This window comes from Duganella sp. GW822-FHT06D06 (assembly GCF_058799615.1).
Genome location: NZ_JBXALQ010000001.1, coordinates 1 through 23,043 on the forward strand (window position 1 = coordinate 1; position 23,043 = coordinate 23,043).

The window sequence follows — 23,043 nt, forward strand, 5'->3', positions numbered from 1 at the left end:
CGTGCCGAACCTTTGATGATAGGCAGGTCGTCGCCTGGGAATTCGTACTTCGACAACAACTCGCGAACTTCCATTTCAACCAGTTCCAGCAGCTCTTCGTCGTCGACCAGATCGCACTTGTTCAGGAACACGACGATGTATGGAACGCCAACCTGACGGGCCAGCAGGATGTGCTCGCGGGTCTGTGGCATAGGGCCGTCGGCTGCGGAGCAAACCAGGATCGCGCCGTCCATCTGCGCGGCACCGGTAATCATGTTCTTGATATAGTCGGCGTGGCCTGGGCAGTCTACGTGAGCGTAGTGGCGGGTAGCGGTTTCGTATTCGACGTGCGCGGTGTTGATGGTGATGCCGCGTGCTTTTTCTTCTGGAGCAGCATCGATCTGGTCGTATGCTTTAGCTTCGCCGCCGAATTTCTTCGACAGAACAGTAGCGATCGCAGCGGTCAGGGTGGTCTTGCCGTGGTCGACGTGGCCGATGGTGCCGACGTTAACGTGCGGCTTGGTCCGCTCGAATTTCTCTTTTGCCATTTTAGACTCCTAACGATTTGGTGTGATTGCCTGGGCGTACGCCCGACTGTCTTGATAGTGCTGCGTATATTTTTAAATATGCTGCCGGTACTGCAGGATGCTGCGAATTCTGGTGCCCTTTACGTGGATTGAACACGTGGCCTCTCCCTTACCAAGGGAGTGCTCTACCACTGAGCTAAAAGGGCTTATGGGGTACTTCTGCATTGCAACAATACTGGAGCGGGTGAAGGGAATCGAACCCTCGTCGTAAGCTTGGAAGGCTTCTGCTCTACCATTGAGCTACACCCGCGAGGATTGTTCAATTCTTCTTCATCTACTTGCCGCATCTACTTGCTTACCCAGTCTTTTTGCAAAAACTTGGTGGAGGGGGCTGGATTCGAACCAGCGTACTCGAAAGAACAGATTTACAGTCTGTCGCCTTTAACCACTCGGCCACCCCTCCGCGAGGAACCGCAGAGTATGAAGCAACTTCTTTGACCTGTCAACCCCGCATCGCGCCTTTTTACTACCCTATTTCGCGCCATGCAGATGAACCGTCTGCTTCGGGGCGAGATTTTAACTGCACCAACTGCAAATGTGCAAGTGTTGTTTTTACGTTCGACGAATTCCTATACAATCGGCCCACGATACTCAGACCTGGAGCCCCGCAGTTGAACAACCGTAGCGGTAGTTTGCGCAGCCTGGTGCTGGCCAATGTGGGCCTGTTGGCCTGTTACTTCGTCGCCGGCCGTCTCGGCCTGTTGCTGGCGCTGCCGCCCGGCTACGCCTCGCCCATCTTCCTGCCGGCCGGCCTGGCGCTGGCCGGCTGCGTGATCGGCGGCGCCCGCCTGCTGCCGGCGGTGGCGCTGGGCTCGCTGACGGTCAACCTGATCTATCCCTTCCTCAGCCCCGGCGGCATCGGCGCCACCGCGCTGGCCGGCGCCTGCTTCCCGGCGCTGGGCGCCTCGCTGCAAGCCTGGGCCGGCAGCGCGCTGTTCCGCCGCTACATCGACCCCGCCATCGGCTCCGGCCGCGACGTGGTGCGCTTCATCCTGCTGGCGGCCGGCGTCACCGTGATCAGCAGCACCGTCTCGCTGAGCGGCATGGGCCTGCTCGGCATCCTGCGCTGGGACACCATCATCCTCGACTGGCTGGCCTGGTGGATGGGCGACACCATCGGCATCCTGCTGGCGGCGCCGCTGAGCTGGATCGTCATCGGCCGCCCGCGCGCGCTGTGGTCGCGCCGCCGGCTGCTGGTCGGCCTGCCGCTGCTGCTGTCGGCGGCGGCCTTCATCGCCATCTACCTGCAGGCGGACCGCTGGGAGAACAACCAGCAGTTGCAGGCGTTCCGCCTCAAGGCGCAGCAGACCGGCGACCTGCTGCAGGCGCAGTTCAGCGAGCACGAACGCTTCATCTACGCCATGGCCAAGGCCCTCAACGACCCGCGCCGCACGCTCAGCGCCGAGGACTTCGGCAACCTGGCGCACGGCTACCTGGACCAGCGCCCCGAACTGCTGTCGATGGCCTGGCTGACGCCGGTGGCCGGCGACCAACGGGCCGCCTTCGAAGCCCATGGCCGCGCCCAGATCGCGCCCGGCTTCCAGATCCGCCAGCGCGACGCCGACGGCGCCCTGGTTCCGGCCGCCGTGCGCCAGCGCCACTTCGTCGCCACCTATATCGAGCCGGCGGAAAGCCGCGTCTACCAGGGCCTGGATTTCCTGTCCGATCCGCAGCGCCGCACCGCGCTGGAGCGCGCCATCCAGTCCGGCCAGCCGACCGCCACCGCGCCGCTGCAGCTGATACGCACGCAGGCCGGCTCCGGCTTGCTATTGCTGCAAACTGTCTACCCCAACAACAACCGCCACCAGGCCATCGGCTCGCTGCTGATCTCGATGCAGTTCGACGCCTACCTGGACCAGGCGCTCAAGCGTTCCGAGTTCGGCCACTTCCTGATGCGCTTCGAGGACATGGACGACGACGGCCCGCGCCGCGTGGTGCGCGACAGCCTGCAACGGGCGCCGGCGGCGGGCGACTTCCAGCGCCAGCTGCACTTCGGCGGCCGCATCTACGAGCTGACCCTGGCGCCCACCGCGGCCTACCTGCAACAGCAGCGCGGCTGGCAAAGCTGGACCGTGCTGACCTGCGGCCTGCTGCTGACCGGACTGCTGGGCACCTTGATGATGCTGATCAGCGGCGAGCGCGCGCGCATCCAGGCCCAGGTCAAGGACAGCACCGCGCGCCTGCGCGAACGCGAGGCGCGCCTGCAGGCCATCCTCAACAAGGCGGCCGACGCCATCCTCACCATCGACGGCGACGGCCTGCTGATGTCGGCCAACGCCGCCGCCGGCCGCCTGTTCGGCTACGCGCCGGAGAACATGACCAAGCTGCCGCTGGAGCGCCTGCTGCCGGTCGGCGTCGGCGACGCCGCCGGCCTCGACGCGGCCGGCCTGCTGCGCATGATCGCCTGCGGCGTCACCCACGAATACGAGCTGACCGGCTGGCGCAGCGACGGCAACGAATTCCCGCTGGCGATGTCGGTCAGCGAAGTGGAGCTGCCGGACGAGCACCTGTTCGTCGCCATCCTGCACGACCTGACGGCGCAGCAGCTGGCGCAGGAACGCATCCACCGCCTGGCCCACCACGACACCCTGACCGGCCTCGACAACCGCCTGTCGCTGAACCTGCGGCTGGACCAGCTGCTGGCCCAGACCCGCCGCAGCGGCGGCGCGGCGGCGGTGCTGTTCATCGACCTCGACCACTTCAAGAAGATCAACGACACCCACGGCCACCAGACCGGCGACCTGCTGCTGGTGGCGGTGGCCCAGCGCCTGCAGGAGCTGCTGCGCGAAGTCGACACCATCGCCCGCCTCGGCGGCGACGAATTCATCGTCGTCACCTCCGGCTGCGTGACGCCGGACGAGGCCTCCAACATCGCGGTGCGCATCGTCGAATCGCTGGGCGCGCCCTACCACCTGCAAGGCAAGACGGTGCACAGCGGCGCCAGCGTCGGCGTCGCCATGTTCCCGTCCGACGGCGAGGACGGCAGCACCCTGCTGCGCCACGCCGACACCGCCATGTACGCCGCCAAGAGCCAGGGCCGCGGCAACTTCCAGTTCTTCTCGGCCGAGATGAACAGCGCCACCCACGAACGCCTGATGCTGGAGAACCGTTTGTGGCAGGCGCTCGAGCAGAACGAATTCGAGCTGTACCTGCAACCGCAGGTCGAGCTGGCGTCCGGCCGCATCATCGGCGCCGAGGCGCTGCTGCGCTGGCACCATCCGGAGCTGGGCATGGTGGGGCCGGACCGCTTCATCCCGATCGCCGAGGAGTCGGGCCTGATCCTGCCGCTGGGCGACTGGGTGCTGCAGCGCGCCAGCCGCCTGCTGGCCTCGTGGCGCGCGCCGGGGCTGGCGCACCTGCGGCTGGCGGTCAACCTGTCGGCGCGCCAGTGCCACGGCGCCGGCCTGCTGCCGCAGCTGGACCGGCTGATCGACGCCCACGGCATCGACCCGGCCCTGCTGGAGCTGGAGATCACCGAATCGGCGGCGATGCAGGACCCGGAGCGCAGCCGCGCGCTGCTGATCGAATTGCGCTCGCGCGGCTTCAAGGTGGCGATCGACGATTTCGGCACCGGCTATTCCTCGCTGAGCTACCTGAAGCTGTTCGAGATCGACCGCATCAAGATCGACCGCGGCTTCGTCAAGGATATCGAGAGCGATCCGAACGACGCCGTGATCGTCGCCGCCACCATCGCGCTGGCCCACTCGCTGGGACTGGGCGTGGTGGCGGAAGGCGTGGAGACCCAGGCCCAGCGCGACTTCCTCGACGCCAAGCAGTGCGACGAGGCGCAGGGCTATCTGTTCGCGCGGCCGATGCCGGTGGCGCAGTTCGAGGCGATGGTGCGCAGCGTCAGCCGGGACGCGGTTGAACTCAGCCCGGTGTGAGCGCCACCAGCACCTGGCCCTTGAGGGCGCGGATCAGCGAGGTCTCGTCGGGCGGCACGCCCTCCGGCGCCGGCAGCGCGCGGTCCGCGTAGAACAGGCCGAGCTGGATCGAATTGACCACCAGCGGCAGCACGATGAAGCTGCGGGCGTCGGGCAGCAGGCGGCGGTGCCATTCCGGCAGCAGCGCGCGGATCTTCGGCGCGCTGGCGTCGGCGATCATCAGGTCGGCGTTGTTCTGCATCGCCAGGTGGAACAGGTCGTCGCCGCCGGCGCTGGGGAAGAGGAAGCCGGCCTGGCGCTCCGCATGCAGCTCGCCGAACGCCACCCGCGCCCGGTACTGGCCGCTGCGCACATCCTTCAGGCACACGGTGGCGAAGCGGAAGCCCATGCCGCGGTACAGCGTCTCGAGCACCGCCTGGATGATGTCGTTGACCTTGCCGTGGCCGCCGGCGCGCATCTGCGTCACCTCCTGCACCCCGGCCAGCAACTGCTCGCGGGCGTTGTACGGCTTGCCGCTGACATGGTTGCCCTGCTGCGCCTCGCCCGCGCCCATGGTGGCCTGCGCCAGCACGCTGGGCAGGCCGGGGGCGCCGTCGTCGGGATCGGCGTGCGCGCCCATCTGCAGACTCTCCAGCAGGCCGTCCATGTCGCGCGAGACGGTGGCGAACAGCTGCGTCAAGCGCTCGCGGTCCAGGTTGAGCGCGGCGCCGTAGCGCTGCTCCAGCGCCTTGCCCTCGGCGCTGTCGGCGCCCAGCCGGCGCGCCAGCAGGCGCGCCGTCTCCATGCTGAACGCCACCACCTGCCGCATCCACTCCGGGCGGCTGGCGGCCGGCTTGCAGGCGCCCGGCGGCAGCGGCGCCAGCGAGCGCACGATCACGTCCGGGATCTTCCATTCGTTGAGGATGGCGGCCGACAGGCTGTCGTAGCTGCAGCCGAGCACCTGCAAGGCCGCCTGCGCCTGGGTCAACTTGCCGGCCGCCGTCAGCAGGCCGATCTCGCGGAACAGCCCGTGCTCGTGCGAGGCCACCACCAGCGCGCCGATGTTCTTGAACAGCGCGCCGATGGCCGCCTCCTCGGCGCCCTGGTAGATGCTCAGGCGCGCCATCTCGCGCCCCACCAGGCTGGCGCACAGCGCCGCCTCCAGCTCGATGCGCACGCTGTGCGCGTGGCGGCTGTTGGCCAGCGTGTCGACCAGCAGCATGGCCATCGCCGTGGTCTTGACGTTGTCGAAGCCGAGCAGGGAAATCGCGCGCGAGATGGTGGTGACGGCGGTGCCGCCGGCGGCGCGGTAGGTCGGCGTGTTGGCCAGCCGCAGCACCTTCTGCGTCAGCGCCACGTCCGACAGCACGTAGTAGGCCAGGTTCTGCGTGCCCTGGTCGTCGGAATCGGCCATCTGCACCACCCGCGCCACCGACGCCCCCAGCGCGAACATGCCCTCGTCGCCGCTGAGCTTTTTCAGCAGCGCGCCGCGCACCGGGCGCAGTTCGCTGTCTGACGGGAGCGGGGTCGATGGCATGGCATGTCCTGGCGTGGTGCTACGCCGCCCGCGGGCGCGCAGCCTAGTCCGGCGTGTGGCCGATGGTCGGATCGCGCTCGATCAGGTCCAGCAGCGCGGCCACCACCTCGGGATCGAACTGCTTGCCGCCGCGGTCCGTGATATAGGTCATCACCTCGGTGTGCGGCCACGGATCCTTGTACGGACGCTCGTGCAGCAGCGAGTCGAACACGTCCACCACGGCGACGATGCGGGCGGAAATCGGGATGTCGCGCCCGACCAGCTGGTTCGGATAGCCGTTGCCGTCGTAGTGCTCGTGGTGGCCGCCGGCGATCTCGGCGCCGTAGGTCAGGTAGCTGACGCCGTCGACCATGTTGGCGGCGCGTTCCAGGATGGTGCGGCCGACCGCCGCGTGGGTCTGCATCTCGGCCCGCTCTTCGGCCGTGTGGATGCCCGGCTTGAGCAGGATGTGGTCCGGCGTGGCGACCTTGCCGACATCGTGCAGGATGCTGGCCAGGCCGATCATGTCGAGCAGCTGCGGCGTCAGCTCGTCGGCGTAGACGCCGCGCGCGGACAGCCGCTGGGCCAGCGACGACGACAGCATCTGCACCCGCCGCACATGGCCGCCGGTGCCGCTGTCGCGGAACTCGGCCAGGTCGGCCAGCGCCACCACGGTCGCCTCCTGCGCCTTGCGCAGCTGGCCGAACATGTAGAGGTTGTCGAAGGCGGCGGCGATGCGCTGGCAGAACACCTCCAGCAGGTCGCGCTGGATCTGCGCCAGCGGCCAGGGCGGCGTGACCGAGATCGCCACCTCGCGGTTTTCCTGGGTGTGGATGAACAGCACATTGGCCGGATGGTCGAACTGGCTTTTCTTTTCGGCGAAGGCCTTGGCGATGGTCGGCCACAGCGGATGGGCGGTCGGCATCAGCTCCGATTCGCTCAGCGCGGCGTAGCTGCCGGTGGCCGCCACCACGCTGGTGACGCCGGTGTCGCCCTGCATCAGGCACAGCACGCCGTCGGCGCCGACGTCGAGGATGGCGCTGACCTGGTTCAGCACGCCGGAGGCGAATTCGCGCAGCGAGTGGATCTGGTACAGATTGGTGGCGCCGGCCAGGATCTTGCCCAGGCCGATGCGGCTGCGCTCGAGCATGTTCAGGCTCTCGTACGCGCGCAGCGCCGAGATCACGGTGGTGAACAGCTTCTGCGTGGTCAGCTCGGTCTTGGCCTTGTAGTCGTTGATGTCGTATTCGATGATGACGCGCTGCTCGGGCGCCTGGCCCGGCTGGCCGGTGCGCAGCACCACCCGCACGATGGCGTTGTGCAGCTCCTCGCGGATGCGGCGCGCCAGCAGCAGGCCGGCGTCGTCGGTCTCCATCACCACGTCCAGCAGCACCAGCGCGATGTCCGGCGTGTCGCGCAGGAAGTCGTAGGCTTCGCGGCCGCTGTAGGCGGAAAACAGCTCCAGCTCGCGGCCCTTGAAGGACACGTTGCGCAGCGCCAGCCGCGTGACCGCGTGGACGTCGACGTCGTCGTCGACGATCAGCACCCGCCACAGGCGCTGGTCCGGCGATCCCGTTCCGTCAACCGGCGCCGGCTCCTCGTCTTCCTGGATCAGCCAGTTGTCGTCTGCGGCGGTCGAATCTGTCATCACATCTCCTGGGGCCAGGCCCGTGGCTGTCTTGGTCCTAGCATAATCAGATTCCCCCCCTGTGACAACCCCCTTCGAAATTGATAGCAACAGGCGTGCGTTTTTCGCCCATGCGCGGCCTTTCCGCGCTCGTCATCGCGCTCCGACTCTGATACGCTAGCGCCGTCATTGTAAGGATTGCGGCGCGCGCGCCGACCAAGGCTTAGCGCGGTCAGATCAATATTTCAAGGACCATAATCATGCAAGAAAACGCATCGGACATCAGCGGCCGGGAGTTCCTCGCCTTCACCCTGGGCGCCGAGGAATACGGCATCGACATCCTCAAGGTGCAGGAGATCCGCGGCTACGAGGTGGTCACCCGCATCGCCAACGCGCCGGAGTTCATCAAGGGCGTGATCAACCTGCGCGGCATCATCATCCCGGTGGTCGACATGCGCATCAAGTTCAAGCTGGGCGCGCCGGTGTACGACCAGTTCACCGTGGTCATCATCCTCAACATCGGCGGCCGCGTGGTCGGCATGGTGGTCGATTCGGTGTCGGACGTGACCACCCTCACGCCCGACCAGCTCAAGCCGGCGCCGGAGATGGGCACCGCCTTCAATTCCGACTACATCATCGGCCTCGGCACCATCGAAGAGCGCATGCTGATCCTGGTCGATATCGACAAGCTGATGTCGAGCGCCGAGATGGGCCTGACCGACGTGGTCGCCGCCGCCAACTGACCCTATCAACACGGAAGCCCCAATGAACCTGACCGACTATAAAATCAAGACCCGCCTGGGCGCCGGCTTCGGCCTGGTGCTGCTGCTGATGCTGATCATGATCGTCACCGCCATCGGCCGCTTCGGCGCGGTCGGCCAGAGCGCCAAGGACATCGTCGAACGCGACTGGCCGAGCGCCTCGGCCGCCGCCACCATCGACGCCGCCGCGCGCGAGGATGCGCGCCGCGTGCTGGCCCTGTTCGTCATCAGCGACAAGGCGCAGCGCGCCAAGAGCTACGAACGGATCGACCTCGACAAGAAAGCCATCGACGCCGCGCTGGCCACGCTGGGCCAGCTGACCGCCACCCCCGACGAGAAGGCGCTGCTGGCCAGGATCCAGGCCGCGCGCGTCAGCTACAACACCTCCTTCCTGAAGGTGGCCGACCTGGTCGAGGCGGACGAGCGCGACAAGGCGGCCGAGCTGATGAACCGCGAGACCTTCCCCGCGCTCGACGCGCTGGAAGAGCTGACCGGCACCATGGTCAGGCAGCAGAAGAGCGACATCGAGGACGGCGGCAAGGTCGCCACCGGCCACATCGACTTTTCGCGCACCATGATGATCGTGCTGGGGGTGGTGGCGCTGATCGTCTCGGGCGCGCTGGCGGTGTGGATCACGGCCTCGATCACCGGCCCGCTGGAGGCGGCGGTGGCGATCGCCAAATCGGTGGCGGCCGGCGATCTCAGCACCCGCATCGAGGTGCGCGCCAGCGACGAAACCGGCGAGCTGCTGGACGCGCTGCGGCACATGAACAGCAGCCTGGCGCGCACCGTGCACGAGGTGCGGCGCAGCACCGCCACCATCAACCAAGCCTCGGGCGAAATCGCCAGCGGCAATATGGACCTGTCGGGCCGCACCGAATCGCAGGCCAGCTCGCTCGAGCAGACCGCCAGCACCATGGAGCAGCTGACCTCCACCGTCAAGCAGAACGCCGACAACGCGCGCCAGGCCAACCAGCTGGTGATCTCGGCGTCGTCGGTGGCCACGCGCGGCGGCCAGCTGGTGGCCCAGGTGGTCGACACCATGGGCTCGATCAAGGCCAGCTCCAGCAAGATCGTCGACATCATCGGCGTGATCGACGGCATCGCCTTCCAGACCAACATCCTGGCACTGAACGCGGCGGTGGAAGCGGCGCGCGCCGGCGAACAGGGACGCGGCTTCGCGGTGGTGGCGTCGGAAGTGCGCAGCCTGGCGCAGCGCTCGGCCACGGCGGCCAAGGAAATCAAGGTGCTGATCGACGATTCGGTGGAAAAGGTCGACGGCGGCAGCGCCGTGGTCGACGAGGCCGGGCAAACCATGGGCCTGATCGTCACCTCGGTGCAGCAGGTGGCCGACATCATGGCGGAGATCACCTCGGCCAGCCAGGAACAGAGCATGGGCATCGAGCAGGTCAACGAGGCGATTTCGCAGATGGACGAGATGACGCAGCAGAACGCCGCGCTGGTCGAGCAGGCCGCCGCCGCCGCGCAAAGCATGCAGGACGAGGCGGGCACGCTGTCGGCTTCGGTCAGCGTGTTCAAGCTCGACGACAGTTATGCGGCGGAGCCGGCGGCGGCCCGTCCGGCCGGCGCCAGCAGGCCCGCGCCGGCGGCCGCGCCGCGCCTGGCGCCGACCCAGGCCGCCGCCGTCAAGCCGGCCGCCAAGCCGGCCGCGAAAGCGGCGGCCAAGCCCAAGGCGAACCTGAATTCGGAGTGGGAAGAGTTTTAGAAACGCTTAATTGTTGACCGGCGGCGCCGGCGAGTCGGCGCTGGCCGCCGCCGTGCGGCTGGCCGCCGTGCAGCCGCTCTGGTTGGCGCCGACGTCCAGGTTCTGGTAGCGGATCTCGTACTTGCCGTTGGCGAGCTGGTCGACCACCAGCTTGTCGTGCGCCTGCACGTAGGCGTAGCGCACGTTCGAACGGCGCTCGGTATCGTAGATCTTGATGAACACCGCCGAGGCGTTGCCGGCATTGTCGAGCATCAGCTGCAGGTCGTCGCCGCGGTTGCCGACCGGGAAGCCGGTCATATAGCCGGACTGCGTCGGCCAGGGCTCGCCGTTGGGCGCCACCAGGGTCTGGGTCTCGCTGTCGCAATCGGCACTCGTATTCGGCAGGATCACCTGCGACAGCGCCTGCACCTTGATCGGCGCCGGCCGGTTGCTGTTCGCCTCCGGATAATAGGGCTGGTTGCTGGCCCAGGCCTCGCGCTGTTCGGCCTTGGGGTCGCGCGCCGCGGCGCGGGCCTGCGCGCGCGCGCTGCCATGGTCGGCCTTGCCGCCCCAGGCCGCCGCCAGCGCGGACGACAGCAGCTGCGGTTCGGCCACCATGGTCACGCCGCCCACCCAGCCCAGCACCAGGCTGGCCGCCAGCCCGCCCCACCATTTCCAGGCTGCGCGGCGCGGGCGCGGGCTGTCGTCGACCGACTCCGGGCTCCAGGCCCGGTCCGGCGCGTCGTGGCGATGCCTGTCACCGCCCCGGTGGCCATGGCCGTCCTCGTGGCGGGTGCTCTCCAGCCACTCGATCTCCCATTCCTCGGCGGCGATCCATTCGTCGTGTTCCTTGCGGCGCTGGGCGTCGGACAGGGTGTCGTAGGCGCTGTTGAGGATGGCCATGATGCGCGCAGCCTTCTCATCCCCCGGATTTTTGTCCGGATGGTATTTTTGACTGAGCGCCTTGTAGGCGGCACGTATGACTTCCTGAGGCGCCATGCGCGACACTTTCAGGTTGTCATAGTGAGTGTGTATCTTTGCCATCGTTCCAATAATTGTCCGGCGAGCGCGCGTCATTCATCATAGCCGATCTGGCGCGCGGCAACTCAGCGATCAAACAAGGATGCAGCTTGCTGTTTTGACCACTGTAACATTTAATCTACAGGCGGTGGCTGCGATCCTGGGCGGCTATGGCGTCCGGCAAGACGACGTTCTTGCCGATCACCAGCACCTTGAACAACTCCCCCATCTCCGCCGGCGACAACAGCTTTTGCAAGGCCTTGGCCTGCGGCAGATAGCGCAGCGCGTCGGCCGGGTCGGTGCGCAGCAGCAGCTCGCCGGCGCCGGCGCCGATCAGGAAACCGGCCTGGTTCAGGTAGGCCAGCACCTCGGCGCCGGCCTCCTGCGCCGCCAGCGCCATCGCCGTGAAGTCGACGTGGGCGGTGATGTCCTGCAGGCCCGGATAGTAGAACGGGTCCGGGTGCGCATGGTGGCGGTAGTGGCACATCAAGGTGCCGGTGGCGCGCTGGCCCAGGTAGTACTCGTGCGCCGGGAAGCCGTAGTCGAACAGGAAGGCGGCGTTGGCGCGGCCGTTGCGCAGCATGCGCGCCAGCGTCGCCATGAAGCCGCAGGCCACGCCGTGCACCTCGGTCACGTAGCCGACCGGCAGGCTGTCGTGCTCTTGGATTTGCAGGTCGATCTGCGCCTGCAGTTCGGCGCCGGCCGGCGTTTCGAGGTAATCGAAACGGCCGTCGCGCACCGTCACCTGCAATTCCTGCCAGCCCTGCGGGTGCCTGGTGACCAGGTGGACCGGCATCGCATCGAGCACCTCGTTGCCGACCACCACGCCGTCGAAGGCGTCGGGGAATTCATCGAGCCACCGCACATTTGGGAAGTCGCGCAGCTTTTCCTGCTGGCGCGCGCGCAGCTCGCCGGACAGCTCGACGATGAAATAACGCTCGATCGCCACCCCGGCGACGGCCATCTCGGTCAGGATGTCGAACGCCAGCTTGCCGGTGCCGGCGCCGAATTCGAGGATCTGCGGCGCGCTTTGGGCGATAATAGCGGCTGCGGCCTGCGCCACCGCCGCGCCGAACAGCGGCGTGAGTTCGGGCGCGGTTGTAAAATCGCCATCTTTGCCTAGTTTGGCGGAGCCGCCGCTGTAGTAGCCCAGATCGGGGGCGTACAGCGCCAGTTCCATATAGCGGGCGAAGGAGATGGCACCGTCGTTGCGCGCGATTTCGGCGGCGATCAGGTGCGACAGGGCGTGGGACGCGGCCAGCGCGTCACTGGAAGGTACAGGTAGGGACATAACCGGCATTGTAGCGAATCGGCGCGCCGGGCCGCCATTTTGACATTCAGACAGCACATGACGACAGCAGAACCAACACCAGCCGACATACCCGTGGCGCCTGGGTTACCAGCGCCAGTTGCGCTGGTAACCGGCGCGGGCCGCCGCATCGGCCGCGCCATCGCGCTTGGCCTGGCGCGCGCCGGCTGGGACGTGGCGGTGCACTACCGCGCCTCGCAGGCCGAGGCGCGCGAAGTGGTGGCCGCGATCGAAGCGCTGGGCCGGCGCGCCGTCGCCCTGCCCTGCGACCTGGCCGACGAAGCGGCCGTGCGCGCGCTGCTGCCGCGGGCGGCGGCGGCGCTGGGCGCGCTGCGCTGCGTGGTCAACAACGCCTCGCTGTTCGACTACGACAGCGCCGCCGACTTCACCGCCGGCCGGCTGGACGCCCACATGCGCGCCAACGTCGCCGCGCCGGTGATCCTGGCGCAGGCGCTGCACGCGGCGCTCGCCGTCGGCGAACAAGGGGTGGTGATCAACCTGCTCGACCAAAAACTGTACAATCTCAATCCTGATTTTTTGTCGTACACCCTGTCCAAGGCGGCGCTGCAAGCGGCCACCACGATGCTGGCGCAGCAGCTGGCGCCGGCGGTGCGGGTGGTCGGCATCGCGCCCGGCATCACGCTGCTGTCCGGCGACCAGACCGAAGCCGGCTTCGCCCACGCGCACCGGCAAACCCCGCTGGGCCGCTCCAGCACCCCGGAAGATATCGCCGACAGCGTGGTCTACGCCGCCACGGCGCGCGCGCTGACCGGCACCACCCTGCTGGTCGACGGCGGCCAGCACCTGATGGCGCTGCCGCGCGACGTGATGTTTTTGGCTAAATGAATACAATCGAAAAAAGGTAATCCTATGCTGTCCGCCCTGATCCACCCGCAACTGAACGACTGCCGCCGCCTGTTCCTGCGCAATTACGAAGTGCTGATCAACATCGGCGTCTATGAGTTCGAGAAAAAGGGCGAGCAGCGTTTGCTGATCAACGTCGACCTGTACATCCCGCTGGCCGTCTCGACCCCGGTCAAGGACCAGCTGGAAGAAGTGGTGGACTACGACTTCATGCGCGACTCCATCGCCAAGCTGATGGCGCGCGGCCACGTCCACCTGCAAGAGAGCCTGTGCGACGACATCGTCAGCGCCATGCTGGAACACCCGCGCGTGCGCGCGGCCCGCGTATCGACCATGAAGCCGGACGTGTATCCGGACTGCGAAGGCGTGGGCGTGGAAGTATTCAAGATCAAGGAATCCGTATGAACGCAGTACTCGACACCGTAGCGGCCGCGCCGGCCGCCGCTTGCGCCAAGTCGGCCGAAAAGATCGCGCTGGAAAACAACAAGCTGCACAAGCGCCTGTGCCGCCTGGTCGGCCAGGCGATCGGCGATTTCAACATGATCGAGGACGGCGACAAGGTCATGGTCTGCCTGTCCGGCGGCAAGGACAGCTACGCGCTGCTGGACATCCTGATGACGCTGCGCGAACGCGCGCCGATCGACTTCGAGATCGTCGCCGTCAACCTGGACCAGAAGCAGCCCAACTTCCCCGACCACATCCTGCCGGCCTACCTGAAGCAGCTGGGCATCCCGTTCCACATCGAGAACCAGGACACCTACAGCATCGTCAAGCGCCTGATCCCGGAAGGCAAGACCACCTGCTCGCTGTGCTCGCGCCTGCGGCGCGGCATCCTGTACCGCGTGGCCGATGAACTGGGCTGCAACAAGATCGCGCTGGGCCACCACCGCGACGACATCCTCGAGACCTTCTTCCTGAATATGTTCTTCGGCGGCAAGCTCAAGGCCATGCCGGCCAAGCTGGTGTCGGACGACGGCAAGCACATGGTGATCCGGCCGATGGCCTACGTGAAGGAAGAAGACAGCGAGCGCTATGCCGCGGTCAAAGGCTTCCCCATCATCCCGTGCGACCTGTGCGGCTCGCAGGAAAACCTGCAGCGCAAGCAGATCAAGGGCCTGATGCGCGACTGGGAAAAGAAATTCCCCGGCCGCGTCGAGAGCATCTTCTCGTCGCTGTCGACGGTGGTGCCGTCGCACCTGATGGACCGCGACCTGTTCGGCTTCAAGGACATCAAGGCCGACGGCCAGGCCAACCCGCTGGGCGACATCGCCTTCGACGAAGAACCGTGTTCGACCCCGGCCACCGTGCCCGGCATCATCCCGCTGCAGCAGGGCTGAGCGGCCGCCGACCTTCTGCGCTCCCCCTGCTAGTGCAAATTACGCTATATTGCGTAAATAACCACTAACAGGGAAAGCAAACATGAAAATCGACACCAGAGCGCTCGGCGACGCCAGCGTGGCAGCCTTCGCCCCGCGTAAAAAATCCGACGGCGGCGCCGACTTCAAGGCCGCGCTGGAGGCGGCCAAGCAGCCGACCGCCGCGCAGGAGCTGGACACCTACATGAAGAAATCGCCGGCGCAACGGATGCAGGAAATGATATTGAAAAGCCTGGGCCTGACGCCGGAGGGCCTGGCGGCCAAGTCGCCGGAGGAGCAGGCCTCGATCATGGCCAAGGTGGCCGAGATCCTGCGGCAAAAGATGGAGGAAGCCGCCGCCAAGGCATCCGGCGGCGGCAGCCCTGAGGTTTAGTACTTCTGCGCCGTGCGCAGCACCGGATACAGGTTGTAGCGCTCATCCCACGATGCGTGGCGGCGCGCGAAGAACTCCAGCCGCTTGGCCTGGCTCTTGTTGAACTCCGCGTCGCTGTCGAGTTTTTTCTGGAACTCGGCGCGCAGCGCCGGATCGGCTTCCAGCTGGCCGCGCGCCACGTCCTCGGCCACGTATTCCTCCATGTACTCCTTGCGCTCGAAGGCGTTGTTGAATTCGCCCCAGGCCAGCAACGAATCGGCGCCGCGCGGCTCCAGCATCGTCATCACCAGGCGCGCCTTCGGCTGCGCGATCGGCACGAACAGCGCCCCCTTCACCACGCTGCGGCGCTCGCGTTCCCAGTCGCCCTCCACCGCCAGCGATTGACGGCCCTCGAACGACTGCGCGCCGAATTTGGTCCTGGTCGCGCGGAAGCTCTCCACTTCGACCGACATCAGGTCCGCCTCCACCACCTTGAAGGCGATGCCATGCTGTTTCAGCTTGGCGCCGATGCGGGCAGCATCGGCCAGCGGCACCAGGTAGCCGCCCTTGGGCGCGGCGATCTTCAGGTCCGGCACCACTTCGTCGCGCAGCGGCACGCTCCACATCTGCGGCCTGGTCTCGTCGTAGTGCGTCATCAGGCCGCCCGACACTTCCGAATAGCTGCGCGTGTACTCGTAGCCGGGGAACTCGATGGTCTTGGCGTTGAAGGTGGTGCGGTAGCTGATCGGGAAATCGGCGCCGGCCAGGGCGGCGGCGCGCGCGTCGGCTTCCTGCGTCATCTTCTGCCATTGCCTGCCGTGGGCGGCGACCTGCGACAGCAATGAAACGATGGTGTTGCGGGTGATCCGCACGCGGGTCGGGTAGTCCTTCCACGAGTGGGTTTCGACCAGCATGGCGAAGCGGTTACGCATCGGGAAGTAGCCGGTCGAGAAGCGCGCCGTCGACATGCTGTCGACGAAGCCGGAGCTCGGGTCGTCGTCGGTGGCGAACGAAATGTAGTACGGCTTGGGATCGGAGCCCTGCGCCTTCAGGTCGGCGATCACCGCCGATTGCAGCGCCAGGCCGGCCCGCTTCAGCTCCTCGTCGCCGCCGTGCACCGGCTCGACCTGGATCGAGACGTCGGGCTGGAACTTGGCGCCGTCGGTGACGTGCAGGTCGACGTAGGCCAGCGGATCCCAGGCGTTCACCAGCGCCAGCATGGCCTGCATTTCCGGCGCGTCGGCTTTGACGTAGTCGCGGTTCAGGTTGTAGTTCTGCGCCGTGGTGCGCCAGCCCATCTCCACCGGGCCGCGCTGGTTGGGGCGGTTCCATTTGCCGAAGCGCTCATGGCCGTCGACGTTGAACACCGGGACGAACAGCAGCACCTGCTGGTCCAGCGCGCCCGGCGCGGCCTTGTTCTCGAGCGCTTCGCGCAGCGCCAGGAAGCCGGCGTCCTTGCCGTCGATCTCGCCGGCGTGGATGCCGCCCTGCACCAGCAGCACCGGCACGCCGCGCTTCTTCGCCTGCTGGGCGGTCAGCGCGCCGCTGCGCGAGACGGCCAGCGCCAGCATCGGACGACCTTCCGGCGTGCGGCCGAATTCAAAGCAGCGCACCTGTTTCGGATACGCCTTCTGGAAGCGCCCGCACAGGTCGACGACTTCGTCGTAGCGGCCGGTGTTCTGGAAGCCGGAGCGTTCGGCGATGGTGCTCAGTGGTGCGGAGGCCGGCGCGGCGGCGGCCAGGTTGGAGGTGGCGGCAAAGGCAAACAGAATGGCGGAACGTATCATGGACTGGCTTCCAGCAAAGGTTGAATGGCCGATGCCCGGCGGGGCCTACCCGCCGGCATCGGATCGCTGGAAATTATAGTCTGCTTTGCGACTCAGCGATGGCGGCCCCTTAGGAACCGAAGTGGTAGTTCAGCTCGACCCAGCCCTGGCGGCCGGTCGGGCTGTAGTTACCCACCGGGTAGTACGGCCAGCCGCCGCTGGTGTCGGGCTTGACCTTGTTGAACAGGTTGTTGACCGCCACCGACACCGTGGTGCGCTGGTTCAGGCGATACACGACGCTGGCGTTGGCCAGGGTGGTCGGCGACAGGAAGGCCGTGCCGGCCGCGTTGGGCACCTTGCCGTAGCGCTGCAGGAACAAGGTGTTCGACCAGTCGCCCTGGTTCCAGATCAGGCTGGCATTGAGCTTGTCGCGCCAGTCGGAGTTGCCCAGGTCTTCGCGGTCGTCCTTCAGCTCGTCGCCGGAGAACTGGCGCGATTTGGCGCTCAGCGTCTTCGAGTAATTGAGCTTCGAAATCCACACGCCGTAAGCCTGGGTGCGCAGCACGTGCCTGGCGCTGACGTCGATCCCGCTGACGCTGGTCGAGGCGGCGTTGATCGGATTGACATGGATCTCCTTGATCTCGCCCGGCTTGTTCAAGGCCGTCAGCGGATTGCGGACGATGCGGGCGATGGCGTCGGCGCAGGTCGGCGAAGTCAGGTCGCCGCCGATGCGGCAAGTCGATTCGTCGCGCAGCAGCTTGTCGGCGCTCAGGTTGGTGACCAGGTCGTCGATCTTGATGTTCCAGTAGTCCAGCGACACATCGAAGCCGGCGCTCGGCGACCACACCGCGCCCAGCCCCGACGAACGGCCTTTTTCCGAGCGCAGCTCCTTGCTGCCGGCCTGCACGTAGTTGGCGCCCGGCGAGATGTTGGCGAACTCGCAGGTGTCGAGCGGCTGGCCGGCCTTGGCGCAGCGGTAGTAGTCGGTGCTCGACGAGTAGTAGCCGGTGCCGCGCGCCTTGTAGATGTAGTTCATGTCCGGCGCGCGGAAGCTGGTGGCGTGGTTGGCGCGCAGCAGCAGCTGCGTGGCCGGACGCCATTCCAGGCCGGCGTTGTAGGCCAGCTTGCCGTCGCTGACGCCGGCGAAGCTGTAGCGGTCATAGCGGGCGGCCACGGTGGCGTCGAGTTTCTCCAGCAGCGGCACGTTCGCCTCCACCCCCAGCGCATAGCGCTTGCGGGTGCCGGCCGTCACGTCGGACGGCGTCACCGTATTGAAGTAGCCCTGGTTGATGCGCGGGTCCGGCGCGTTCGAGAAGCCCTGCTTGCCCAGCTCCGCCACCGTCGCCAGCTTGACCGGACCGGCCGGCAGCTTGAACGCCTCGCCGTTGGCGCTGAGGCTGACGGTGTTGGTCCACGACTTGTCGTTGCTGACCGCGGTGCCGGTGATGCTGTCGAATTCCGCCGGCGTCAGGCGCTTGCTCAGGCGCGCCGGATCGGGCGCGTAGATCGGCACGCCATCGGCGTCCACGCCCAGTTTGGGGCCGAGGAAGAAGCTGTCGATGTTGGCCAGCGCGCGCGGCGCGTGGCTCTCGCTCTTGTACAGCGAGGCCGTGTAGCCGGCCTCGTACTGCCAGTTGGTGCCGGGGATAGCCCCCTTGGCGCCGAACGACAGCGACGCGGCCTGGTCGTCCCAGCTGCGGTTGTAGCGCGTCACGCCGCCGATTTCCTCCGGCGAGATGTAGCGGTTCCAGGCTTCGTTGGTCTTGGTGTTCTGGTTCCAGAAATAGGTGTCGGCGGTCGCCACCGAGGTCCACGATGGACCGCGCGTGTTGTTGGCGCTGCGGTTCTGGCCGTACAGCGCCTCGGCGAACAAGGTGGTGGTCGGCGACAGCTCGTAGTTGGCGCTGCCGAACAGGTTCTGGCTGCTGTTCTTGGTCTGCGTGGTCCAGTAAGTCGGTCCCACTTTCGGGCTGGCGCAGTAGCTGCCCGCCTTGCCCGTGTACTTGACGGTGCTGCCGCCGAACAGGTCGCCAAGCTGGGCGCAGGTGTCGCCCGGATCGATGTACTTGCCGGTGTCGACGTTCTTGCGCCACAACAGAGCAGTCGGCGCCACGCCCACCTTGGCGCTCATGAAGTCGCGCTCGCGGCTCCACAGCGGATCGCGCTCCAGGAATTCGGCGCTGAACAGCGTATTGAGCTTGCCGTAGCTGTCGCCGCCGGTCAGCTGCAGGCGCCGGTCGCCGCCGCCGCCGCGCGTGGTGGCGCCGGCTTTGAGATTAACGTCCAGGCCGGAGGCCTGTTTCTTCAGGATGATGTTGACCACGCCCGCGATCGCGTCCGAGCCGTAGACGGCGGAAGCGCCGCCGCTGAGGATCTCGATGCGGTCCACCACGCTCGACGGGATGTTGGCCAGGTTGGTGAAGTTGACCGTGCCTTCGTAGGCGATCGGGAAGTCCGCCAGGCGGCGACCGTTGAGCAGCACCAGCGTGTGATTGGGTCCGAGGCCGCGCAGGCTGATGGTGTTGGCCGACGGCGTGAAGGTGTTGCCGTAGTCGGCGCCCTGGGTGAAGCCGCTGTTCTGGGTCAGGTTGCTGAGCGCATCGAAGACGTTCTTGTAGCCTTGCTTGGTGATGTCCTCGCCGGTGACGACGGTGACGGCGGAAGGCCCTTCCAGGCTGGCGCGCGGAATGCGCGAGCCGGTGACGACGACGGCAGGCGGCGCAGCGGTGACTGCGCCCGCCTCCTGCGCTTGCGCCAGCGCAGGGCCGGCAGCGCCGCACAGCAGGGCGATAGCGCCCGCCGCCAGCGGCTTCAATTCAAATTTTGTCTTCATTGAGGTAATCCGGGGTGAGAAAGGGATGCCACCTTATCAAGCCACGGATCAAACCTGAACGAAGGAATTCGCGATTGCTTATGCATTATCTTGTGGTCTAATGTTTTTTCATCTATCGGGGACAGTCTCATGACCACATCCAACAGCGCCGGCCCCAAGTGGGGTATGGCGATCGACCTTGAGCGCTGCATCGGCTGCCACGCGTGCTCAGTTGCGTGCAAGGTCGAAAATTCCGTCTCGCTCGGCCACTTCCGCACCAAAGTGTATTACTACGATTTCGCGTCGATCAACCCGTACAACCAGCAGCCGACCACCAAGCGCGCCTTCCTGCCGACGCTGTGCATGCAATGCGAAGATGCGCCCTGCCTGGACGCCTGCCCCAACGACGCGATCGCGCGCGGCAGCGACGGCATCATCCACATCGACGATAGCGCCTGCGACCGCAGCCGCGACTGCATCAAGGCCTGTCCCTACGGCGCCATCCACATCGACCCGGTGGCGGAAGTTGCCGACAAATGCGACTTCTGTTCGCACAGGCTGGCGGCCGACATGGAGCCGGCCTGCGTGGAAGTATGTCCGGCCGACGTATTCGCGTTCGGTGACCTGAACGATCCGGCCAGCCCGGTCAGCCGGTTCCATGCCAAACACCGGCAGCAGGTGGCGCCGCTCAAGCCGGAGGAAAAGACTAAGCCGCTGGTGCAGTATCGCGGCCTGGGCGGCGTGGTGCCGCGCGCGATGGCGCACAAGGTGCCCAAGGGCCGCAGCCACGATCCGTTCTCCTACGAGATCGACACCTGGGACCAGCTGAAGTCGGCGTTCTCGCCACCGAAGGGAGCCTGAACATGGACCGTCGGGGATTCATCAAAAGCGGCATCGGCTCGATGGCCGGACTGGGTCTGGGCGAGACCATCCTGCTGACGCCCAACAGCGCGCAGGCGCTGAACTACCGGCCGCTGGCCGATGGCGCGCAGCGCAAGGTCAAGAACGATTACCGCAGCGCCAAACGCATCACCAGCGTGTGCCTGAACTGTTCGACCGTGTGCGGCATCGAAGCCTTCGTCCAGGACGGCAAGGTGATCAAGATACGTGGCAATCCGCTCGATCCCAACATGGGCAGCTACATGACCTGCGCCAAGGGACAGTCCGGGCCGACCATCAACGACTATCCGGAGCGGCTGCTGTATCCGCTCAAGCGGGTCGGCACACGCGGCGCGGGTCTGTGGAAGCGCATCAGCTGGGACGAGGCCTACGCCGAAGTGGCGGAGCGTATCAAGGCCAGCATCGACAGCGGCCATCCGGAACGGGTAGCGCTGCACCAGGGCCGTTCGCGCATCGACGCCGAGATCAATCGCTTCCTGAGCGCGATCGGCACGCCGGTGCAACTGAACCATCGCGCGCTGTGCTCCTCCAACAAGCGCGCCGCCAACTACGTTTCGCTCGGCGAGACCGACTGGGAATCGATCGACGCCGAACGCTGCAAGTACTTCCTCAATTTCGGTTCCAATTTCTACGAGGCGCACCAGGGCGGCCTGCATCTGGTGAGCCGCGTGGTCAAGGCGCGCTTCGACCACGGCGCCAAGCTGGTGACGTTCGACGTGCGCCTGTCCAACACGGCCGGCCGCAGCGACGAATGGCACCAGCCGTTTCCCGGCACCGACGGCGCGGTGGCGCTGGCGATGGCGCACGTGATCGTGCGCGAGAACGAGATCGATCACGACTTCATCGACAGGTTCGTCCAGCCCGGCCTTGAAACCATACGCGGCTGGCTGGCCCCGTGCACGCCGGCGTGGGCCGCCAAGCTGTCCGGCATCGCCGCGCAGGACATCGAGCGCCTGGCGCTGGAGTTTGCCCGCAAGCGGCCGGCCGTCGCCGCCTTCACCAACCGCGGCGCCGGCGCCCACTACAACGGCTTCAACGCCGAACGCGCCGTCGTCATGCTCAACGCGCTGGTCGGCTCGATCGCCCGTCCGGGCGGCTACTGCTACGGGCTGGAAGAGAAGCTGTCGGTCAGCCGCTATCCGCAACCGCAGCCCGTGCCGCCCGCGCCCAAGATCCGCACCGACCTGGAAGACCCGCCGGAGTGGCCGTTGGCCAACCGCTGGCAAAAGATGAAGGTCGGCCAGATCGTCTACGACTACCTGCGCCAGGGCCGCGCCAAACTGGACGTCTACCTGAGCTACACCATCGCCTCGCCGATGACGTGGCCGGAGGGCCGCAGCACCACGGTCGAAGTATTGATGGACGAGAAGCTGATTCCCTTCCACGCCTGCTCGGACATCGTCTATTCGGAGATGGCGCACTATGCGGACCTGATCCTGCCCGACGCGACCTACCTTGAACGCTGGGGCATGGACATCCGCAACAACATGGAGCTGACGCACTTCGTTACGCTGCGCCAGCCGCTGGTGCCGCCGCCGGGCGAGGCGCGCAGCTTTGCCGACGTGTTGTTCGATATCGGCCGCCGTCTTGGCCCGGAGCAGGCGAAGTACTTCCAGTTCGGCAGCCACGAGGACTTCGTGCGCATCCAGTGCTCGAAGCTGCCGGCCACGGGGCCGGACGGCAAGCAGTTCAAGGACGGCTTTGAATACATGAAGCACTACGGCGTCTACGTCGACACCTCCCAGCCAAAGCCTTACGAGGTGTTCCAGAAACCGTTGAGCGGCAAGCAGCTGGACGGCAGCCGGGTGGACGCCGCCAGCGGCGTGGTCTACCGGCCCAACGACAAGGGCAAGGACAGCGCCATCGGCCTGATGGCCGGCGGCGCGGCGGTACGCGGATTCGCTACGCCGTCGCGCAAGTTCGAAGTGCATGCGCCGGAGGTGACGCTGGTGGCCAAGACGCGCGGCTTCGACGACGACGGCATGCCGACCTTCGTGCAGATTCCGTCGCACCGCAAGCTGCCGGCGGACCGCTACATCCTGAGCACCTTCAAGTGGAATGTCCACACGCAGGGCCGCACCGCGTCGCAGAAATACCTGACCGAGATCGTGCACGACAACCCGATGTGGATCAACACTGCGACGGCAAAAAAACTGGGCCTGAAAAGCGGCGACATGGTCGAGCTGACCACCTACCGGCCGCAGTCCGGCCCGGCCGACCAGCCGTCCCTGCAGGCCTATCGCGGCAACGGCGAGAAAATCGGTTCGGCGCGGATGCGGGTGTTCGTCACGCGCGGCATCCATCCGCGCGTGGTGGCGGTGTCCAATTCGCTGGGATGGATCAGCGGCGGCCGCGCGGCGGAAGGCCGCAACGGACGCCGGGTCGAAGTGGTGGCACACGGCATCGGTCCGGAGTCGGCCAAGGCCTTCGGGCCGGCGCCGGCGCTCGATGACCTGAACGCCGGGGTGTGGTGGGACAAGAAGAACGGTGGCAGGGGCAATGGCGTCAACATCAACGCCCTGCTGCCGATCAATCCACAACCGCTGGTCGGCATGCAATCCTGGTTCGACACCGTCTGCTCGCTGCGCAAGGTGTAAAACGGACAG

Annotated in this window: 16 protein-coding genes and 3 tRNA genes; 9 read left to right on the forward strand and 10 right to left on the reverse strand. The window is 66.5% G+C overall.

The features are described from left to right. From AC1RMD_RS00005 to AC1RMD_RS00020, 4 genes are all read right to left on the reverse strand, one after another. Positions 1-527 (reverse strand): GTP-binding protein (locus tag AC1RMD_RS00005; protein WP_492922421.1); only part of this gene is annotated, 527 nt, incomplete at its 3' end. Positions 528-637: 110 nt separating this feature from the next. Next, positions 638-712: transfer RNA gene (locus AC1RMD_RS00010), tRNA-Thr, on the reverse strand. A gap of 30 nt (positions 713-742) precedes the next feature. Continuing rightward, positions 743-816: transfer RNA gene (locus AC1RMD_RS00015), tRNA-Gly, on the reverse strand. 69 nt (positions 817-885) lie between these two features. Next, positions 886-969, reverse strand: a tRNA-Tyr gene (locus AC1RMD_RS00020). Positions 970-1,177: 208 nt separating this feature from the next. On the opposite strand from AC1RMD_RS00020, the gene AC1RMD_RS00025 reads away from it, so the two are divergent. Then, positions 1,178-4,450, forward strand: coding sequence for a bifunctional diguanylate cyclase/phosphodiesterase (locus AC1RMD_RS00025; RefSeq protein WP_492922423.1), 3,273 nt, complete (start codon positions 1,178-1,180; stop codon positions 4,448-4,450). On the opposite strand, the gene AC1RMD_RS00030 is transcribed toward AC1RMD_RS00025, so the two are convergent. Together AC1RMD_RS00030 and AC1RMD_RS00035 are read right to left on the reverse strand one after the other, a co-directional pair. Further along, positions 4,437-5,966, reverse strand: coding sequence for an HDOD domain-containing protein (locus tag AC1RMD_RS00030; protein ID WP_492922425.1), 1,530 nt, complete (start codon positions 5,964-5,966; stop codon positions 4,437-4,439). The genes AC1RMD_RS00025 and AC1RMD_RS00030 overlap by 14 nt on opposite strands. Positions 5,967-6,009: 43 nt before the next feature. Then, positions 6,010-7,593, reverse strand: coding sequence for a DUF3369 domain-containing protein (locus AC1RMD_RS00035; RefSeq protein ID WP_492922427.1), 1,584 nt, complete (start codon positions 7,591-7,593; stop codon positions 6,010-6,012). 239 nt (positions 7,594-7,832) lie between these two features. Between AC1RMD_RS00035 and AC1RMD_RS00040 the strand changes: the two genes are divergently transcribed. Together AC1RMD_RS00040 and AC1RMD_RS00045 are read left to right on the forward strand one after the other, a co-directional pair. Beyond that, on the forward strand, positions 7,833-8,315 hold the full coding sequence (locus AC1RMD_RS00040; protein WP_492922429.1) for a chemotaxis protein CheW: 483 nt from the start codon (positions 7,833-7,835) through the stop codon (positions 8,313-8,315). Positions 8,316-8,337: 22 nt separating this feature from the next. After that, on the forward strand, positions 8,338-10,059 hold the full coding sequence (locus AC1RMD_RS00045; RefSeq protein ID WP_492922431.1) for a methyl-accepting chemotaxis protein: 1,722 nt from the start codon (positions 8,338-8,340) through the stop codon (positions 10,057-10,059). Between the two features lie 6 nt (positions 10,060-10,065). Here AC1RMD_RS00045 and AC1RMD_RS00050 read toward each other — a convergent pair whose 3' ends face one another. Beyond that, positions 10,066-11,082: a J domain-containing protein gene (locus AC1RMD_RS00050; RefSeq protein WP_492922433.1), complete on the reverse strand. Its 1,017-nt coding sequence runs from the start codon at positions 11,080-11,082 to the stop codon at positions 10,066-10,068. A 115-nt stretch (positions 11,083-11,197) separates the two neighbouring features. Further along, positions 11,198-12,349, reverse strand: a complete 1,152-nt coding sequence (locus tag AC1RMD_RS00055) for a class I SAM-dependent methyltransferase (protein ID WP_492922435.1) — start codon at positions 12,347-12,349, stop codon at positions 11,198-11,200. A gap of 57 nt (positions 12,350-12,406) precedes the next feature. Here AC1RMD_RS00055 and AC1RMD_RS00060 point away from each other — a divergent pair, with 57 nt between their 5' ends. From AC1RMD_RS00060 to AC1RMD_RS00075, 4 genes are all read left to right on the forward strand, one after another. Continuing rightward, positions 12,407-13,213, forward strand: a complete 807-nt coding sequence (locus AC1RMD_RS00060; protein ID WP_492922437.1) for an SDR family oxidoreductase — start codon at positions 12,407-12,409, stop codon at positions 13,211-13,213. 24 nt (positions 13,214-13,237) lie between these two features. Beyond that, positions 13,238-13,636, forward strand: a complete 399-nt coding sequence (locus AC1RMD_RS00065) for a dihydroneopterin aldolase (protein WP_217943547.1) — start codon at positions 13,238-13,240, stop codon at positions 13,634-13,636. After that, positions 13,633-14,568: a tRNA 2-thiocytidine(32) synthetase TtcA gene (ttcA, locus tag AC1RMD_RS00070; RefSeq protein WP_492922439.1), complete on the forward strand. Its 936-nt coding sequence runs from the start codon at positions 13,633-13,635 to the stop codon at positions 14,566-14,568. The genes AC1RMD_RS00065 and ttcA overlap by 4 nt, the downstream gene beginning before the upstream one ends. A gap of 82 nt (positions 14,569-14,650) precedes the next feature. Continuing rightward, positions 14,651-14,980 carry a hypothetical protein gene (locus tag AC1RMD_RS00075; protein WP_492922441.1) on the forward strand — a complete coding sequence of 110 codons (330 nt, stop codon included), beginning with the start codon at positions 14,651-14,653 and terminating at the stop codon, positions 14,978-14,980. Here AC1RMD_RS00075 and AC1RMD_RS00080 read toward each other — a convergent pair. Both AC1RMD_RS00080 and AC1RMD_RS00085 read right to left on the reverse strand, forming a co-directional pair. Next, the gene (locus tag AC1RMD_RS00080; protein ID WP_492922443.1) at positions 14,977-16,746 is read right to left on the reverse strand and encodes a M14 family metallopeptidase; all 1,770 of its coding nucleotides are present in this window, start codon (positions 16,744-16,746) and stop codon (positions 14,977-14,979) included. The two genes, AC1RMD_RS00075 and AC1RMD_RS00080, sit on opposite strands and share 4 nt — an antisense overlap. Positions 16,747-16,855: 109 nt before the next feature. Beyond that, the gene (locus tag AC1RMD_RS00085; protein WP_492922445.1) at positions 16,856-19,558 is read right to left on the reverse strand and encodes a TonB-dependent receptor plug domain-containing protein; all 2,703 of its coding nucleotides are present in this window, start codon (positions 19,556-19,558) and stop codon (positions 16,856-16,858) included. A 129-nt stretch (positions 19,559-19,687) separates the two neighbouring features. Between AC1RMD_RS00085 and AC1RMD_RS00090 the strand changes: the two genes are divergently transcribed. Together AC1RMD_RS00090 and AC1RMD_RS00095 are read left to right on the forward strand one after the other, a co-directional pair. Continuing rightward, entirely contained in the window at positions 19,688-20,398 is a 711-nt protein-coding gene (locus AC1RMD_RS00090; protein ID WP_492922447.1) for a 4Fe-4S dicluster domain-containing protein, read from the forward strand. Positions 20,399-20,400: 2 nt separating this feature from the next. Next, a complete protein-coding gene (locus tag AC1RMD_RS00095) occupies positions 20,401-23,034 on the forward strand; it encodes a molybdopterin-containing oxidoreductase family protein (RefSeq protein WP_492922449.1) in 2,634 nt (877 codons plus the stop codon). Positions 23,035-23,043 lie beyond the last annotated feature (9 nt).

Bases quoted from the DNA above. Each gene is read 5' to 3' on its own strand.
- AC1RMD_RS00030 (WP_492922425.1), bottom strand. From the start codon at position 5,966: ATGCCATCGACCCCGCTCCCGTCAGACAGCGAACTGCGCCCGGTGCGC.
- AC1RMD_RS00035 (WP_492922427.1), bottom strand. From the start codon at position 7,593: ATGACAGATTCGACCGCCGCAGACGACAACTGGCTGATCCAGGAAGAC.
- AC1RMD_RS00040 (WP_492922429.1), top strand. From the start codon at position 7,833: ATGCAAGAAAACGCATCGGACATCAGCGGCCGGGAGTTCCTCGCCTTC.
- AC1RMD_RS00045 (WP_492922431.1), top strand. From the start codon at position 8,338: ATGAACCTGACCGACTATAAAATCAAGACCCGCCTGGGCGCCGGCTTC.
- AC1RMD_RS00050 (WP_492922433.1), bottom strand. From the start codon at position 11,082: ATGGCAAAGATACACACTCACTATGACAACCTGAAAGTGTCGCGCATG.
- AC1RMD_RS00055 (WP_492922435.1), bottom strand. From the start codon at position 12,349: ATGTCCCTACCTGTACCTTCCAGTGACGCGCTGGCCGCGTCCCACGCC.
- AC1RMD_RS00060 (WP_492922437.1), top strand. From the start codon at position 12,407: ATGACGACAGCAGAACCAACACCAGCCGACATACCCGTGGCGCCTGGG.
- AC1RMD_RS00065 (WP_217943547.1), top strand. From the start codon at position 13,238: ATGCTGTCCGCCCTGATCCACCCGCAACTGAACGACTGCCGCCGCCTG.
- ttcA (WP_492922439.1), top strand. From the start codon at position 13,633: ATGAACGCAGTACTCGACACCGTAGCGGCCGCGCCGGCCGCCGCTTGC.
- AC1RMD_RS00075 (WP_492922441.1), top strand. From the start codon at position 14,651: ATGAAAATCGACACCAGAGCGCTCGGCGACGCCAGCGTGGCAGCCTTC.
- AC1RMD_RS00080 (WP_492922443.1), bottom strand. From the start codon at position 16,746: ATGATACGTTCCGCCATTCTGTTTGCCTTTGCCGCCACCTCCAACCTG.
- AC1RMD_RS00085 (WP_492922445.1), bottom strand. From the start codon at position 19,558: ATGAAGACAAAATTTGAATTGAAGCCGCTGGCGGCGGGCGCTATCGCC.
- AC1RMD_RS00090 (WP_492922447.1), top strand. From the start codon at position 19,688: ATGACCACATCCAACAGCGCCGGCCCCAAGTGGGGTATGGCGATCGAC.
- AC1RMD_RS00095 (WP_492922449.1), top strand. From the start codon at position 20,401: ATGGACCGTCGGGGATTCATCAAAAGCGGCATCGGCTCGATGGCCGGA.